Annotated in this window: 10 protein-coding genes; 5 read left to right on the forward strand and 5 right to left on the reverse strand. The window is 73.4% G+C overall.

The window, feature by feature from the left end; translation table 11 throughout:
- Positions 1 to 188: 188 nt before the first annotated feature.
- The gene (locus ACGF4C_RS12080) at positions 189 to 1400 is read left to right on the forward strand and encodes a pyridoxal phosphate-dependent aminotransferase (RefSeq protein ID WP_393565526.1); all 1212 of its coding nucleotides are present in this window, start codon (positions 189 to 191) and stop codon (positions 1398 to 1400) included.
- Between the two features lie 85 nt (positions 1401 to 1485).
- Positions 1486 to 1947, forward strand: a complete 462-nt coding sequence (locus ACGF4C_RS12085) for a hypothetical protein (protein ID WP_393565527.1) — start codon at positions 1486 to 1488, stop codon at positions 1945 to 1947.
- A gap of 236 nt (positions 1948 to 2183) precedes the next feature.
- Here the strand turns inward: ACGF4C_RS12085 and ACGF4C_RS12090 are convergent, their stop codons facing one another.
- Entirely contained in the window at positions 2184 to 4013 is a 1830-nt protein-coding gene (locus ACGF4C_RS12090; RefSeq protein WP_393565528.1) for a phosphoenolpyruvate carboxykinase (GTP), read from the reverse strand.
- A 238-nt stretch (positions 4014 to 4251) separates the two neighbouring features.
- Here ACGF4C_RS12090 and ACGF4C_RS12095 point away from each other — a divergent pair, with 238 nt between their 5' ends.
- Positions 4252 to 4968 (forward strand): hemolysin III family protein, encoded by a 717-nt coding sequence (locus tag ACGF4C_RS12095; RefSeq protein ID WP_393565530.1) that lies wholly within the window; start codon positions 4252 to 4254, stop codon positions 4966 to 4968.
- 235 nt (positions 4969 to 5203) lie between these two features.
- Entirely contained in the window at positions 5204 to 5872 is a 669-nt protein-coding gene (locus tag ACGF4C_RS12100) for a TetR/AcrR family transcriptional regulator (protein ID WP_393565531.1), read from the forward strand.
- Here ACGF4C_RS12100 and ACGF4C_RS12105 read toward each other — a convergent pair.
- The 4 genes from ACGF4C_RS12105 to ACGF4C_RS12120 form a co-directional block, all read right to left on the reverse strand.
- Positions 5862 to 6290 (reverse strand): MerR family transcriptional regulator, encoded by a 429-nt coding sequence (locus tag ACGF4C_RS12105; protein ID WP_393565533.1) that lies wholly within the window; start codon positions 6288 to 6290, stop codon positions 5862 to 5864. The two genes, ACGF4C_RS12100 and ACGF4C_RS12105, sit on opposite strands and share 11 nt — an antisense overlap.
- Before the next feature lie 89 nt (positions 6291 to 6379).
- Entirely contained in the window at positions 6380 to 7756 is a 1377-nt protein-coding gene (locus tag ACGF4C_RS12110) for an amidase (RefSeq protein ID WP_393565535.1), read from the reverse strand.
- Positions 7757 to 7840: 84 nt separating this feature from the next.
- Positions 7841 to 8848 carry an MDR family NADP-dependent oxidoreductase gene (locus tag ACGF4C_RS12115; protein ID WP_393565536.1) on the reverse strand — a complete coding sequence of 336 codons (1008 nt, stop codon included), beginning with the start codon at positions 8846 to 8848 and terminating at the stop codon, positions 7841 to 7843.
- Positions 8849 to 8983: 135 nt separating this feature from the next.
- A complete protein-coding gene (locus ACGF4C_RS12120; RefSeq protein ID WP_393565537.1) occupies positions 8984 to 11029 on the reverse strand; it encodes a thioredoxin domain-containing protein in 2046 nt (681 codons plus the stop codon).
- 146 nt (positions 11030 to 11175) lie between these two features.
- Between ACGF4C_RS12120 and ACGF4C_RS12125 the strand changes: the two genes are divergently transcribed.
- On the forward strand, positions 11176 to 14490 hold the full coding sequence (locus ACGF4C_RS12125; protein ID WP_393565538.1) for a tetratricopeptide repeat protein: 3315 nt from the start codon (positions 11176 to 11178) through the stop codon (positions 14488 to 14490).
- Positions 14491 to 14583: the final 93 nt, after the last annotated feature.

Raw genomic sequence — 14583 nt, forward strand, 5'->3', positions numbered from 1 at the left:
GCCGTACGCCCGCGCACCCCGCCGCGGAATCAGCAGCAACCCCGCCGGCCGACCGTGCCGGCCGGCCAGGTCAGCGCGAGGTCCACGCCTCCGGCCATCACCACGCGTGAGGAACTCCACACCCTGCGCTGATCAACGTGGGGAAAAACACCGGGCGGGCCGCGAAACGCGCCCGTAAGGTGGCGGACATGCAGGTGATCCAGTCAACGAAGCTCGCCAACGTCTGCTACGAAATCCGTGGCCCGGTGCTCGAGGAGGCCATGCGGCTGGAGGCGGCGGGTCACCGCATCCTCAAGCTGAACACCGGCAACCCGGCGGCGTTCGGCTTCGAGTGCCCGCCCGAGATCCTGGAGGACATCCTCCGCACGGTCGGGACGGCGCACGGCTACGGCGACGCGAAGGGCCTGCTGTCCGCCCGCCGCGCGGTCATGCAGCACTACCAGACCAAGGGCATCGATCTCTCCGTCGACGACATCTACCTGGGCAACGGCGTCTCCGAGCTGATCCAGATGTCGATGCAGGCACTGCTGGACGACGGCGACGAGGTACTGGTGCCGGCCCCGGACTACCCGCTGTGGACCGCGTCGGTCTCGCTGTCCGGCGGCACGGCCGTGCACTACCGCTGCGACGAGCAGGCCGACTGGATGCCGGACCTGGCCGACATCGAGCGGAAGGTCACCGACCGCACCAAGGCCATCGTCGTCATCAACCCCAACAACCCCACGGGCGCCGTGTACGACGACGCGCTGCTCCAGGGCATCGCGGAGATCGCCCGGCGGCACAACCTGATCGTCTGCGCCGACGAGATCTACGACAAGATCCTCTTCGACGGGGTCACCCACACCCCGTTCGCCGCGCTCGCCCCGGACCTGCTGACCCTGACCTTCAACGGCCTCTCCAAGGCGTACCGGGTCGCCGGCTACCGCAGCGGCTGGCTGGCGGTCTGCGGCCCGAAGGCGCACGCCTCCTCGTACATCGAGGGCCTGACGATCCTCGCCAACATGCGGCTGTGCGCCAACATGCCGGCCCAGCACGCGGTCGCCACGGCGCTCGGCGGCCGGCAGTCGATCAACGATCTGGTGCTGCCCGGCGGCCGGCTGCTGGAGCAGCGCGACACCGCGTACGAGCTGCTGACGCAGATCCCCGGGGTCAGCTGTGTGAAGCCGAAGGGCGCGCTGTACGCCTTCCCGCGGCTGGACCCCAAGGTGTACAAGATCAAGAACGACCGGCAGATGGTGCTGGACCTGCTGCGCGCCGAGAAGATCATGATCGTGCACGGCACCGGCTTCAACTGGCCCGAGCCGGACCACTTCCGGCTGGTCACCCTGCCCAGCAAGGACGACCTGGCGGACGCGGTGACCCGGATCGGCACCTTCCTCGACGGTTACGGACAGTACTGAGCCGGACCGACTTCTATACGGCCCACAACTTTAGACAGCGTCTAAGCTAGGATGGCTTCCTGGACTTTTTTCAGGAGGCCGTCCCATGTACGAACCGATCCGCACCAAGTCGGTCCACACCATGGCCGCCGCCCCGGAGTTCCCGCACCGCTCCCGCGAGGAGGAGCTGGACATCCGGCTCGCCGGACAACTGACCGCGCTGCTCACCGTCACCGACGAGCTGCACGCCCTGGCGCGGCGCCCCGACGCCCGCCCGGCCGGCGACCCCGGCACCGGGCCGGCCCTGGACGCCGCCGCGCTGGCCGACGCCGCCGAGCGCATCGCCGAGCAGGTCGCGCGGCTGAGCGGCGGCCACTACCCGCTGCGCGCCGAACCCTCCGACGCCGGCAGCCCGTCCCGCGCCGCGGCACTCCAGCAGCGCGCCCGCACCCTGGCCGGCAACGCCCTGGCGGTCGCCACGTCCCGGGGCGACGCCGCGGTGATCGCCCTGGCGGCCGAGCGCATGGAGGCCCACGCGGAGCCGGTGCGCGACCTCGCCAGGACCTGAGCCGACTGGAGACGGCCGGAGTGCCGCGGGGCGGGCCTGGGACGGGCCCGTGATCGCCACCGCCCCGGCCCGGCCGGCACGACCGGTTCACTCCCCCGGCCCATCGGCCCCGCCCCGCTTCACGACCACCCCGCGTACCGGCCTCCGCCCGGCCTGGCCGAACAAGCCGGGGCCCCGCACCATCGGTGCGGGGCCCCGGCCGGCTGCCCGGCGGCAGCGGCGGGCGGCGGCGACGGTCAGCCGAGCCGCTTCACCAGCGCGCGGTATTCGTCCCACAGCTCCTTCGGCGTGTGGTCACCGAAGGTGTTGAGGTGCTCGGGGACCAGCGCCGCCTCCTCGCGCCACACGTCCTTGTCGACGGTGAGCAGGAAGTCGAGGTCGGACTCGGACAGGTCCAGGCCGTTCGTGTCCAGCGAGCCCTTGGCCGGCAGCACGCCGATCGGGGTCTCGACGCCCTCGGCCTTGCCGTCCAGCCGCTCCACGATCCACTTCAGGACGCGGGCGTTCTCGCCGAAGCCCGGCCAGACGAACTTGCCCTCGTCGTTCTTGCGGAACCAGTTGACGTAGTAGATCTTCGGCAGCTTGGACTGGTCCTTGTCCTTGGCGACGTCGACCCAGTGGCCCATGTAGTCGCCCATGTTGTAGCCGCAGAACGGCAGCATCGCGAACGGGTCGCGGCGCAGCTCACCGACCTTGCCCTCGGCGGCGGCGGTCTTCTCGGAGGCCACGTTGGCACCGAGGAAGACGCCGTGGTTCCAGTCGAACGACTCGGTGACGAGCGGCACCGCGCTGGCCCGCCGGCCGCCGAAGAGGATCGCCGAGATCGGCACGCCCTTGGGGTCCTCCCACTCCGGCGCGATGATCGGGCACTGCGAGGCGGGGGTGGTGAAGCGGGCGTTGGGGTGCGCGGCCGGCTCGGCGGAGTCCGGGGTCCAGTCGCGGCCCTTCCAGTCCGTCAGGTGGGCCGGGGTCTCCTCCGTCATGCCCTCCCACCACACGTCGTTGTCGTCGGTGAGCGCGACGTTGGTGAAGACGGAGTTGCCCCACAGGGTCTTCATGGCGTTGGCGTTGGTGTGCTCGCCGGTGCCGGGCGCGACGCCGAAGAAGCCGGCCTCGGGGTTGATCGCGTAGAGGCGGCCGTCCTCGCCGAAGCGCATCCAGGCGATGTCGTCGCCGATGGTCTCGACCGTCCAGCCGGAGATCGTGGGCTCCAGCATGGCGAGATTGGTCTTGCCGCAGGCGGACGGGAAGGCGGCGGCCACGTACTTCGGCTCACCCTGCGGCGGGGTCAGCTTGAGGATCAGCATGTGCTCGGCCAGCCAGCCCTCGTCGCGGGCCATCACCGACGCGATGCGCAGCGCGTAGCACTTCTTGCCGAGCAGGGCGTTGCCGCCGTAGCCGGAACCGTAGGACCAGATCTCGCGGTCCTCGGGGAAGTGCGAGATGTACTTGGTGGAGTTGCACGGCCACGGAACGTCGGCCTCGCCCTCCGCCAGCGGGGCGCCGAGGGTGTGCACCGCCTTGACGAAGAAGCCGTCCTCGCCGAGCTCGTCGAGCACCGGCTGTCCCATGCGCGTCATGGTGCGCATGGAGACCGCGACGTACGCGGAGTCGGTGATCTCCACGCCGAGGGCGGACAGCGGCGAGCCCAGCGGGCCCATGCAGAACGGAACGACGTACATCGTCCGCCCCTTCATCGCGCCGCGGAAGATGCCGCCCTCCCCGCCCGCGCCGGTGAAGATCTCCCGCATCTCGGCGGGGGCCTTCCAGTGGTTGGTCGGGCCGGCGTCCGCCTCCTTCTCGGAGCAGATGAAGGTGCGGTCCTCGACGCGGGCCACGTCCGAGGGGTCGGACGCGGCGTAGTACGAGTTGGGGCGCTTGATCGGGTCGAGCTTCTTGAACGTGCCCTTGTCGACGAGCTCCTCACACAGGCGCTCGTACTCCGCCTCCGAGCCGTCACACCAGACGACCCGGTCGGGCTGGGTGATCGCTGCAATTTCGTCGACCCAGGCGATGAGGCCCTGGTGACGGGTCGGGACGGTGGGAGCCGCGTTGTCGCGCGCCACGATCGCTCCTAGATGAGGGTGTGGACGGATATATGCCCGGTGTGCCGGGAAAATCCGCTTCTTTTGGTTGTTGCCCCTTGGGGGCCGCGACCCGGATGCTTCGTGACCGCTCATCCGGTGCCGTCCGCACTCATTTGATCATCCGACCCGAATACCGATCTGTCCAGAGGGCGCCTTCGTGACCGTCACCACTCGTGGACGAACCGATAACCTACGGTCGCGTAGCTAGCATTGCGCCATGACTTCCGCGCCCGACGCCGCCGAGAACCGGCCCGCCACCGCGTCCCCCGCGATCGCGGCGGTCGCCGCCGCGGCCGAACCGCTCAAGCCCAAACTCCGTGGCTGGCTGCATGCCGGGATGTTCCCCGCCGTCCTGCTCTCCGGCGTGTTCCTCACCGCACTCGCCGACAGCCCCCGCGGCCGCCTGGCCTGCGCCATCTACACCCTGACCGCCTGCCTGCTGTTCGGCGTCAGCGCCCTTTACCACCGCGGCAATTGGGGCCCGCGCGCGGACCGCGTCCTGCGCCGCCTCGATCACGCCAACATCTTCCTGATCATCGCCGGCACCTACACCCCCTTCACCATGCTGCTCGTGCCCGGATCACGCGGGCAGCTGCTCCTCTGGGCGATCTGGGCGGCCGCGCTCGCCGGCATCATCTTCCGCGTCTTCTGGGTCGGCGCGCCCCGCTGGCTGTACACCCCCTGCTACATCGCCATGGGCTGGGCCGCCGTCTTCTTCCTCCCCGATTTCCTGCGCACCGGCGGGATCGCCGTCCTCGTGCTGGTCGTCGTCGGCGGTCTGCTCTACAGCGCCGGCGGCGTCATCTACGGCATCAAGCGCCCCAACCCCTCCCCCCGTTGGTTCGGCTTCCACGAGGTCTTCCACTCCTTCACGCTCGCCGCCTTCGTCGTCCACTACGTCGGCATCTCGCTGGTCGCGTACACACACGCCTGACAGGCACGCCCGAGACGCATGTCCGAGGCTCACGCCCGAGATGCACACCTGAGGCACCGGCACCCCACGCCACACCCGCAGTTCACGGAGCTCAGCCGGCTCGCGGCTCACGCTCCGTGGACCACCTCGCTTCACAGCGTGACACGCGCCACTGACAACGGCGGTGGCCCGGCCGCTGCGCGGGCCCGGTCCCGACCGTGGCCCGGCGGACGACCGGTACCCGAGAATGCTGTGCATGGTCTCCGCACGCACCGCCGCCACCCGAACCGGAACGCCGAAGCCCGGGCTGCGGGAACGGAAGAAGATCAAGACCCGGCAGGCGATCCGGCGGGCCGCGTACCGGCTCTTCGCGGAGCAGGGCTACGACGCGACCCCCGTCGACCGGATCGCCGAGGCCGCCGACGTCTCGCCGAGCACGGTCTTCCGCTACTTCCCCACCAAGGAAGACCTCGTGCTCACCGACGAGTACGACAGCGTGCTGGCCACCGGGCTGCGGTCCCGGCCGGCGGACGAGCCGATCGTCGAGTCGGTCCGCCAGGTCACCATCGAGGCGCTGCACAGCCTGTCCCCGGAGGACCGCACCGACCTCGTCCAGCGCATCCGGCTGGTCCGCGAAGTGCCCGCCATCCGCGGCCGTACCGCGGAGAACACCGCCCGGAACACCGCCACGATCAGCGCCGTCCTGGCCGAGCGCACCGGCCGCCCGGCCGACGACCTCGAACTACGGGTCATCAGCGCGGCGGTCCTGGCCGCCCTGCAGGAGGCGATGCTGGCCTGGGTGGCGGGGAGCGGGGCACTTGGGGAAGGCCGAACACCCGGGGAGGACCGGGCGCCCGGTCTGGAGGAGCTGGTGCGGCTGACCCACCAGACGATGGATGTGCTGGCGCGCGGGCTCACGCCGTAGCGGCGGGGGCCTCAGGCGGCGGCGCGGCACCTGGACCGTCCACCGGCTCGCCCAGGCGTGCCGCGAGCCGTGCCCGTAGTTGGGAGAGCCGCTCGATGCGGTCGTCCAGGTCGGCGAGCCGGCGCCGGGCCACCGCTTCGGCCGTCGCACACCGCTCCGCGCCCGGATCCTTGGGAATCAGTGCGGGCACGCCCTCGGGCGGCATGGTGCGCAGCAGATGCGCGAAGGCCCGTACGTCGCCCACCGTCAGCCCGGCTTCCCGCAGTTCGCGGACCGCCCGGAGCCGGCGGATGTCGTCGGCGTCGTAGACCCGGTGCCCGGCGGGGGTCCGCCGGGCCGTCACCAGGCCCTGCTGCTCGTAGTAGCGCAGCGCCCGCGGTGTCATCCCGGCGGCCGCCGCGGCGTCCCCGATCCGCATCGGCGTCTCCCGTGGCGGGACGGCCGGCTGCCTCTCGTCCCGCGGGCTCCCCCGGCCCTCCGCTCCCTCGTGGTCCCCCGTCCCGCCGTTCAGCGCCGGCTCGCCTCCTCGCCATCCGCCCCGTTCAGTACGCGTTCGATGCCGGTGGCCGCGTCCAGCAGGGCCTCGTCCGCGCCTTCGGCGGCGATGAGTTGGAGCCCCAGCGGCAGCCCGTCGGCGGCCCGTCCGGCGGGCAGGCTGAGGGACGGCAGACCGGCGTTGCTCCAGGGCAGGCACATGATCGACGTGCCGGTGGTGGTGAGGTCGGCGGGGGCCGGGCCGGTGGCCGCCGGGGCGAGCCACAGGTCGATGCCGGCGCCGGCCGACACCGCGGCGAGCTCCGCGCGGAACGCGGCCCGCCGCGTCCTGGCCGCTTCGTAGGCGGCGTCCCCGATCGCCTGGCCCTGCCGGATGGCCGCCGTGGTCTGCTCGCGGTAGCGGTCGCCGAAGCGCGCGAACCAGTCGGCGTGGGCCCGGGCGACCTCGTAGCGGTTCATCGTGAACAACTGCTCCACGACCGCGTCGAAATCGTCCATCACCGGGACTTCACGAACCTCGTACCCGGCGGCGCCGAGCAGCCCGCGCTGCTCCTTGAAGGCGCGCAGCGCCTCCTCGCCGGCCCGCTCCAGATAGGGGCCCACCGGTACGCCCAGCACCGGGCGCGAGGCCCGGCCCGGTCGCGGGTCCGGCTCCGGCTCCGGACGTCCCGGGCCGCCGCCCCCGCGGCGCCAGCCGTCGAGCAGCACCGAGGCGGCGAGGGCGACGCCTGCCACGTCCGTGGCGTACCACCCCAGGGTGTCGAAGCTGAGGGCGTTGGGGATCACGCCGTCGAGCGGTATCCGCCCGTAGGTGGGCTTGAAGCCGACCACGCCGCAGAAGGCGGCGGGCCGGATCATCGAGCCGACGGTCTGCGTCCCGATGGCCAGCGGCACCATGCCGGCCGCGACCGCGGCCGCCGAACCGCTGCTGGAACCCCCGGGCGTATGGGCGGGGTTGTGCGGGTTACGCGTCGGGCCGGGCGCCGTGACGGCGAACTCCGCGGTCACGGTCTTGCCCGCCACCAGGGCACCGGCCGCGCGCAGCCGGTCCACCACGACGGCCTGTGCACCGGCCAGCACCTCGGGCGGCAGGGCCGATCCGGCGCGGGTGGGCAGGCCGTCCACCCGCACGATGTCCTTGATGCCGACCGGTACGCCGTAGAGCGCGGGCCGCCCGGCGGGGTCCGGCGGACCGGCCGCCGCCAGCTCCCGCGCCGCCTCCAGGAGCCGCGTACGCCGGCCGTCCTCGGGCACGAAGGCCCGCACCTGCGGATCGACGGCGTCGATGCGGTCGCAGGTGCGCCGCACCGCGTCGACGGGGTCGTCCGCGCCGGACCGCAGCGCCGCGGCCTCCTGGGCAAGGGGCCGGTGCCCCAGCAAGGTCGTCACGCCTGCAGGCTACAACCGGCCGCTGACAACGGCCGGTTGGGTGACGACCGCGGCGACGGCCCACGCCCGGACGGCTGCCCGGCCTCACAACTCCACGACGACCGCGCCAAGATGGCGCCCCTCCGTGAGCTCGCGCAGCGCCCGCGGCGCCTGTTCGATGCCCTGCAGCCGGGCGTGCGGGAAGGTGAGGGTGCCGTCCCTGAGGCCCGCGGCGAACCGCCGGTTCCACTGGGGGATCAGATCCAGGTGGTTGTAGAGGGCGATACCGCGCAGGGTGATGCTCCGGACGAGCAGCGAGAGGCTGTCGACCTCCACCTTGACGGTCGTGCCGTCCTGGGAGAGCTGGCTGGCCAGCGCGCCCACGATGGCGACCCGGGCGTTGCGGTTGGCGAGGGCGAGGGCGGCCTCCAGCTGCTCGCCGCCGACGTTGTCGAAGACCGCGTCGATGCCGTCCGGGGCCGCCTCGCGCAGCTGCTCCTCGATGGGGCCCGCGCCGCGGACGACCACCGCGTCGTAGCCCAGTTCCTTGATCAGGCGGTCGGCCTTCTGCTGTGACCCGGTGCTGCCGATGACCCGGGTCGCGCCGAACTGACGGGCGACCTGGCCGGCCAGGGTGCCCACGCCGCCGGCCGCGCCGGTGACGAACACGGTGTCGCCGGGGCGCACTTCGGCGCCGCGCTCGATGCCCATCAGGGCGGTGGAGCCCTGGGAGAGGTACGCGGCGGGGTCCGGCATCAGATCCGGGTCGAGGCGGGTCGCCGCGGCCGCGTCGAGCAGCGCGTACTCACGCCAGCCGAGTTGGTGTTCCACCAAGTCACCGGGGTTGAGGTCGGTACCGGGGGCGGCCACGACCTCGCCGATCGCGTGGCCGTGCAGCGGTGCCCCGACCTCGTAGGAGGGGATGGGCACGTCGTTGTGCTCGTCCATCAGGCTGCGCATCACGGCGCCGAGGCCCATATGGGTGTTGCGGACCAGCACCTGGCCGGGCCCGGGTTCGGGGACCGGCACCTCCACGATCTCGAAGAGGTCGTCGGTGACCGGCCCCGTGGGGCGGGCGGCCAGGCGGACTTCACGGTATGTGCGGTTCGTCATGACCCGAGGCTAAAACTTGACGCGCACGTCAAGGTCAAACCGGTCATTGGTCCTAGGACTTGGGGCGGTGGTCCCGGCGCGCCGGCCGAACGACCGGGGACCGGGGCCGCCCCTGGGCGGCCCCGGCTCATGGCGTCACCCCCGGAGGCGCTCCGCCAGCTCCTCCGGGTCCGTGGTGGGCCGCTCACAGGTGAAGTGACGGCACACATAGGCGGCGGGTCGGCCGTCGACCAGTGGGCGGTCCTTGAGGAGCGGCACCGCGTCGGCCTCCTCGGTCCCGGGTGTGCCCAGCGCGAGGACCGCGCCCGGTGCCGGGCCGAGCAGCGCGGCGCGGTGCAGGGCGGCGGTGGCCGGGTCCCCCTGCGGGCCGACGACCGCGATCTCCCGCGGCCCGTCCAGCGCCGCCTCGGCGACCGCGAGCCCCCAGCCGATGAAGCGCGGGGCCCGGCCGCCGAGCGCGGTGACGATGCCCAGGGCGCGTTCCGCCGCGCTCCGGTGGAGGCCGCTGCCGGTCAGCGCCCCGTAGGAGAGGAGCGCACCGGCCGCCGCGGTCCACCCGGAGGGCGACGCGTTGTCGGTGGGGTCCTGGGGGCGGCGGATCAGCGACTCGGCGTCGGCGGCGGTGTCGTAGAGCGCGCCGTCCTCGGTGGTGAACTGGAGCAGCACGGTGTCCAGCAGGAGCCCCGCGAAGTCCACCCAGACGCCTTCGCCGGTGACCGAGGAGAGGGCGAGGAAGCCCTCGGCGACGTCGGCGTAGTCCTCCAGGACGCCGGAGTTGGCTCCGGGCACCCCGTCGCGGGAGGTGCGGTGCAGCCGGGCGTGCCAGTCCATGTGGACGCGGACCAGCAGGTCGGCGGCGTCCGTGGCGGCCTGGACGAGATCGGGGCGGTCGAAGTAGGCGCCGGTCTCGGCGAGTGCGGCGATGGCCAGGCCGTTCCAGGCGGCGACGACCTTGTCGTCCCGGCCGGGGCGCGGCCGCTGGTCACGCGCCGCCAGCAGCCGCTGCTTGACGGACACCACCCGCTCGGCATCGACCGGCCCGTCCGCGTCGGGGAGTTGGAGCACCGAGGCGCCCTCCTCGAAGGTGCCCTCCTCGGTGACGCCGAAGTACGTGGCGGCGAACTCCGCGTCCTTCTCCCCCAGTACGGCGCGCAGCTGCTCCGGCGTCCATACGTAGTAGGCGCCCTCGACATGCCGGCCGGTGCCGTCGTCGCTGTCGGCGTCCAGGGCCGAGGCGAAGCCGCCCTGCTCGGTGCGGAGTTCGCGGACCATGAAGTCGGCGGTCTCCACGGCGATCCGGCGGGCCAGGTCCGAGCCGGTGGTCCGCCACAGGTGCGCGTAGGTCCGGCACAGCAGGGCGTTGTCGTAGAGCATCTTCTCGAAGTGCGGCACGGTCCAGGTGGCGTCCACCGCGTAGCGCGCGAAACCGCCGCCGAGCTGGTCGTAGATGCCGCCGCGGGCCATCGCCGCGCAGGTCGCCTGCACCATCTCCAGGGCCCCCGCCGAACCGGTGCGGGCGTGGTGGCGGAGCAGGAACTCCAGCACCATGGACGCCGGGAACTTGGGCGCTCCGCCGAATCCGCCGTGCACCGCGTCGAAGTCCCGGGTCAGCCCCATCAGGGCGGCGTGCAGCTCCTCGGGCCGGGGCGGGCGCCGGTCGGCGGGCAGCGACTCGGTCAGCGAACGGCCGGCCAGGTCGGCCACGATCCGCCCGGCGACCTCGCCGACCTCGTCCCGGCGGTCGGCCCAGGCGGCGCGTACCCCTTCGAGGATCTGACCGAACGACGGCATGCCGTGTCGCGGCTCGGGCGGGAAGTACGTACCGAAGTAGAACGGCTCGGCGTCGGGGGTCAGGAACACGGTCATCGGCCAGCCGCCCTGGCCGGTGGCGGCCTGCACGGCCTCCATGTACACCGCGTCCACGTCCGGCCGCTCCTCGCGGTCGACCTTGACCGCGACGAAGTGCTCGTTGAGCAGCGCGGCGGTGTCCGCGTCCTCGAAGCTCTCGTGGGCCATGACGTGGCACCAGTGGCAGGAGCTGTAGCCGACGCTGAGCAGCACCGGCACCCCGCGCCGGCGGGCCTCGTCGAACGCCTCGGCGGACCACGGCCACCAGTCGACGGGGTTGTCTGCGTGCTGGAGCAGATACGGGGAAGTCTCATGGGCCAGGCGGTTCGGCATGAGTCCATCCTCTCCCACCGGGGCCCGCCGGGGCGGGAGCGGAGGGAGTTATCCACAAGCCTGCCGGAATCCGCGCGGAGGCGGAACACTGTTCGTACGGCGAAGATCGCCGCCGGAGATCGCGGGTAACTGCGGAGGGGGACGTCATGCCGGTCTCACTGGCTGCGCTGCGCGAGGACCATCGCGCGGACGCGGAGGCCCTGTTGACCAGGGCCGTCGAGGAGGAGGTGCGCCGCTCGGACGGGCGGCTGGACGGGGCGGCGCTGCTCGGCAGAGCGCGGGCGGCGCTGGACGGTGTGGCGGGCAGCGCCGCCGAGGAGTACACCGCCTATGTCCGGGCGCTGGACGAGGCGGCCGCCGGCCGGCCGTCGCTGGGGCGGCGGCTGGCGCCGAAGGAGCTGGGCACGCCCGCGGTAGCGACGGCCGTCGCGGCGGTGGCGGCGTTCGGCACGGACCTGGCGTACGGCACGGGCGGGGGCGCGGCGCTGGGGGTCGGGGCCGCGGTGCTGGTGGCGGGCGCGGCGGCGACGGTCCTGAAGCTGACCGCGGGCCACTGGCCGGCCGCGCACCGTGAGGCGGGGCGGCGGGGGCAGCCCGGCGGTGCGGAGCAGTTGCGGCTGCAGTGGCTGACGGCGCTGGAGGTCCGGGGCATCCGGCCGTTCCTGGACCAGCAGCGGATGCTGACGGCGGCGGCCCGGAACGGCGGCTCGAAGGACAAAGCTGCGGCCGCCAAGACCACCCGGGGGCCGCAGCTGCGCGGCGCCGACCGGAGCGCGGCGGCCCGGCAGCGGTCCGTACTGGAGCACTCGTTCTCCCAACTGCCGCAGCCGGACGGCCCCTTCGCCGGCCGGCGGGCCGAGCTGGCCCGGATCGCGCAGTGGGTGCAGGCGGCCCGCGCGTCCACGGAGACCCGGCCGACCGTGGTGGTGCTGCACGGCGAGCCGGGATCGGGGCGCACGGCGCTGGCGGTGCGGGCCACCCATCAGCTGCGCGACCAGTTCCGCGGCGCCTGTGTGGTGGACCTGCGCGGCGACACCCCGGGCGAGGTGCCGCTGCCGACCCGGGACGCGCTGCTGCATCTGCTCAACCGTCTCGGCGCGCCGCGCGAGCAGCTGCTGTTCCGCGAGCGCCCCTCCCAGGAGCAGCACGTCAAGCGGCTCACCGAGCTGTACCACCAGCATCTGACGGGCCTGCCGGTGACGGTCCTGCTGGACGACGCCGCGGACCCGGAGCAGGTGCGCACGCTGGTGCCGGAGCGGTCCGACAGCCTGGTGCTGGTGACGTCCCGGGAGCCGTTGAAGCTGCCCGAGGACCTGGAGGCGTGGGTGCACCACCTCCCGGTGGGGCCGCTGGACGCCGCGGGCACCGAGGAGCTGCTGCGCGCCGCCGCGGCGGCCGGCGAGGGGACGGCGGGCGCGCCGGATTCCCGGGCCCGGCCGGCCAACGCCCCGGCGGAGCCGTACGACGCCCGGGCGCTCGATGGGATCTCCCGGCTGTGCGGCGGTCTGCCGCTGGCCCTGCGGGTGGCGGGCTCCTCGCTCGGCTCGCGCACCCCCGCCGAGCTGGCCACCGTCCTGGCGGCCGGCCCCCCGGCGCCGCCGGTGGAGCGGGCGCTGGCGCTGGGCTACGCCGACCGCCCCGAGCCGGCCCGGCGGCTGCTGCGCCGGCTGGCGCTGGTGGGCCGGGCCAGCCTGGGAGCGGCGGCCGCCGCGGCACTGCTCGGCGTGCCGAACGCCGAGGCCGAACGGCAGCTGACGGCCCTGGCCCGGGCCGGCCTCATCGAGCACGTCCGCGGCGAGCGGTACCGCCTGCACACCCTGGTGCACGCCTTCGCGCACGCCCGGCTGGTGGACGAGGAGGAGCCCGGCGAGCGCGCCGCGGCCCAGGAGCGGCTGATCCGTGGCTATGCGGAGCTCGCCGACTCGGTCATCCGGCTTGTCGACGGCCGTACCTCGACCCGCGCCGACCGCTTCGGTTCGCACGGCTTCACGTCCCTGGACGCGGCCCTGCAGTGGCTGGACGACGAGTCCAGCTTCATCACGGCCGCGCTGCGCCACGCCGACCAGGACGTCGACCAGGCCGCGGTCTCGCACCTGCTGGGCGCCCTGGCCGACTACTGCCTGCTGCGCGGTGACCTCTACCGCCTCGGGGAGCTGAGCGAGCTCACCCGGGCCGTCGGCCAGGGCCTGCTGGTCCGCTCGGTGCAGTGGCGCACCGGTGTGGCGGCCCGCCAGCTCGGCGAGCTGGACAAGGCACGCACGACCCTGTCGTCGGTGGTCGATCTCTACTTCGAGGCGCAGCACCCGGCGGGCGCCGCACGGGCGTTGCGCGATCTGGGCATCACCCTCCAGCAGCAGGGCAATCTCCAGGAGGCCGCGGTCAAGCTCCGGGAGGCGCTGGAGCTGCAGTCCGGCCCGGACATGCACGGCGACCGGGCCTGGACGCTGCACGCCCTGGCGGCCGTGGAGCGGGACCGGGCGCAGCTCGCCGAGGCCCTCGCCATGCTGCGCGAGTCCCTGGAGCTGCACGAGGAGAGCGAGAGCCTGCACGGCCAGGCGTGGGCGCACTTCCAGCTCGGCCAGGTGTATCTGCGCACGGGCGAGGTGCCACGGGCCGAGCAGGCGCTGCACGCGGCGCTGGAGCTGTACGGCCGCACCCAGGACGAGCGCGGCGCGGCCTGGGCGATGACCCAGCTGGCCCGGGCCCGGCTGGTGGCCGGCGAGCCGGGGCCGGCGGCCGACCAGCTGCGGCAGGCGCTGCCGCTGCACCACCAGCACGAGGACGCCCGTGGTGAGGCGTGGACGATGTACTACCTCGGCCAGGCGCTGGAGGAGCGCGGCGAGCGGGACGCGGCGCTGCGGCAGCTGGAGCGCTCGCGGACGATGTTCTCCCGGATGCAGGACGGCTACGGTCTGGCCTGCGCCCGGCACCACTCCGGGCGGGTCACCCGCGATCTGCGGGCCGAGCAGACCGGTTCGCTGCGCAACAGCGGCTTCGCCCGGCAGTTGCTGCAGGACGCCCGCAAGGACTTCGCGCGGATCGGAGTGCCGCACGGGGAGGCGTGGTCCTGCCTGGAGCTGGTGATCATCGACGCCGGCAACGGGCGGGCGGCCCAGGCGCTGGAGCTGGCCGACGAGGCCGCCGGGACCTTCGCCGGCTACGGCGACCGGCGCGGCGAGGACTGGGCGCGCTTCCTGCGCTGCACGCTGCTGCCGTTCGCCTCGGCGGGCGGTTCGGTGGTGGGCACGGCCGTCGCCCAGGAAGAGCTGGCCGGGCTCATACGGGACAAGCACCCGACCCGCGACGCGAAGCTGGAGGACTGCGCGGAGGCGTTCGCCCTGCTGCTGGAGCGCGGCGTGGAGCCGGAAACGGGCTGGCAGGCCTGGCGACTCGGCATGGTCCCGGACCGCCACGCCCGCGAGATCATGGGCGTCCTGACCACCCCGGCGGTCGGGGACTGAGGGGGCGGGGACAGGGGCGGTCGGAGACTGGGGGCAGTCGGAGACTTAGGCGGGCGGGGACTCACGGACCCCGCCGGGAGCGCGCGCCCACCG

The sequence above is a fragment of the Streptomyces sp. NPDC048197 genome, assembly GCF_043202395.1.
Taxonomy (GTDB): Bacteria; Actinomycetota; Actinomycetes; order Streptomycetales; family Streptomycetaceae; genus Streptomyces; species Streptomyces siderophoricus.

Coding starts and splice junctions, on each gene's coding strand:
- ACGF4C_RS12095 (WP_393565530.1), top strand. CDS start 4,252: ATGACTTCCGCGCCCGACGCCGCCGAGAACCGGCCCGCCACCGCGTCC.
- ACGF4C_RS12105 (WP_393565533.1), bottom strand. CDS start 6,290: ATGCGGATCGGGGACGCCGCGGCGGCCGCCGGGATGACACCGCGGGCG.
- ACGF4C_RS12085 (WP_393565527.1), top strand. CDS start 1,486: ATGTACGAACCGATCCGCACCAAGTCGGTCCACACCATGGCCGCCGCC.
- ACGF4C_RS12115 (WP_393565536.1), bottom strand. CDS start 8,848: ATGACGAACCGCACATACCGTGAAGTCCGCCTGGCCGCCCGCCCCACG.
- ACGF4C_RS12100 (WP_393565531.1), top strand. CDS start 5,204: ATGGTCTCCGCACGCACCGCCGCCACCCGAACCGGAACGCCGAAGCCC.
- ACGF4C_RS12125 (WP_393565538.1), top strand. CDS start 11,176: ATGCCGGTCTCACTGGCTGCGCTGCGCGAGGACCATCGCGCGGACGCG.
- ACGF4C_RS12080 (WP_393565526.1), top strand. CDS start 189: ATGCAGGTGATCCAGTCAACGAAGCTCGCCAACGTCTGCTACGAAATC.
- ACGF4C_RS12120 (WP_393565537.1), bottom strand. CDS start 11,029: ATGCCGAACCGCCTGGCCCATGAGACTTCCCCGTATCTGCTCCAGCAC.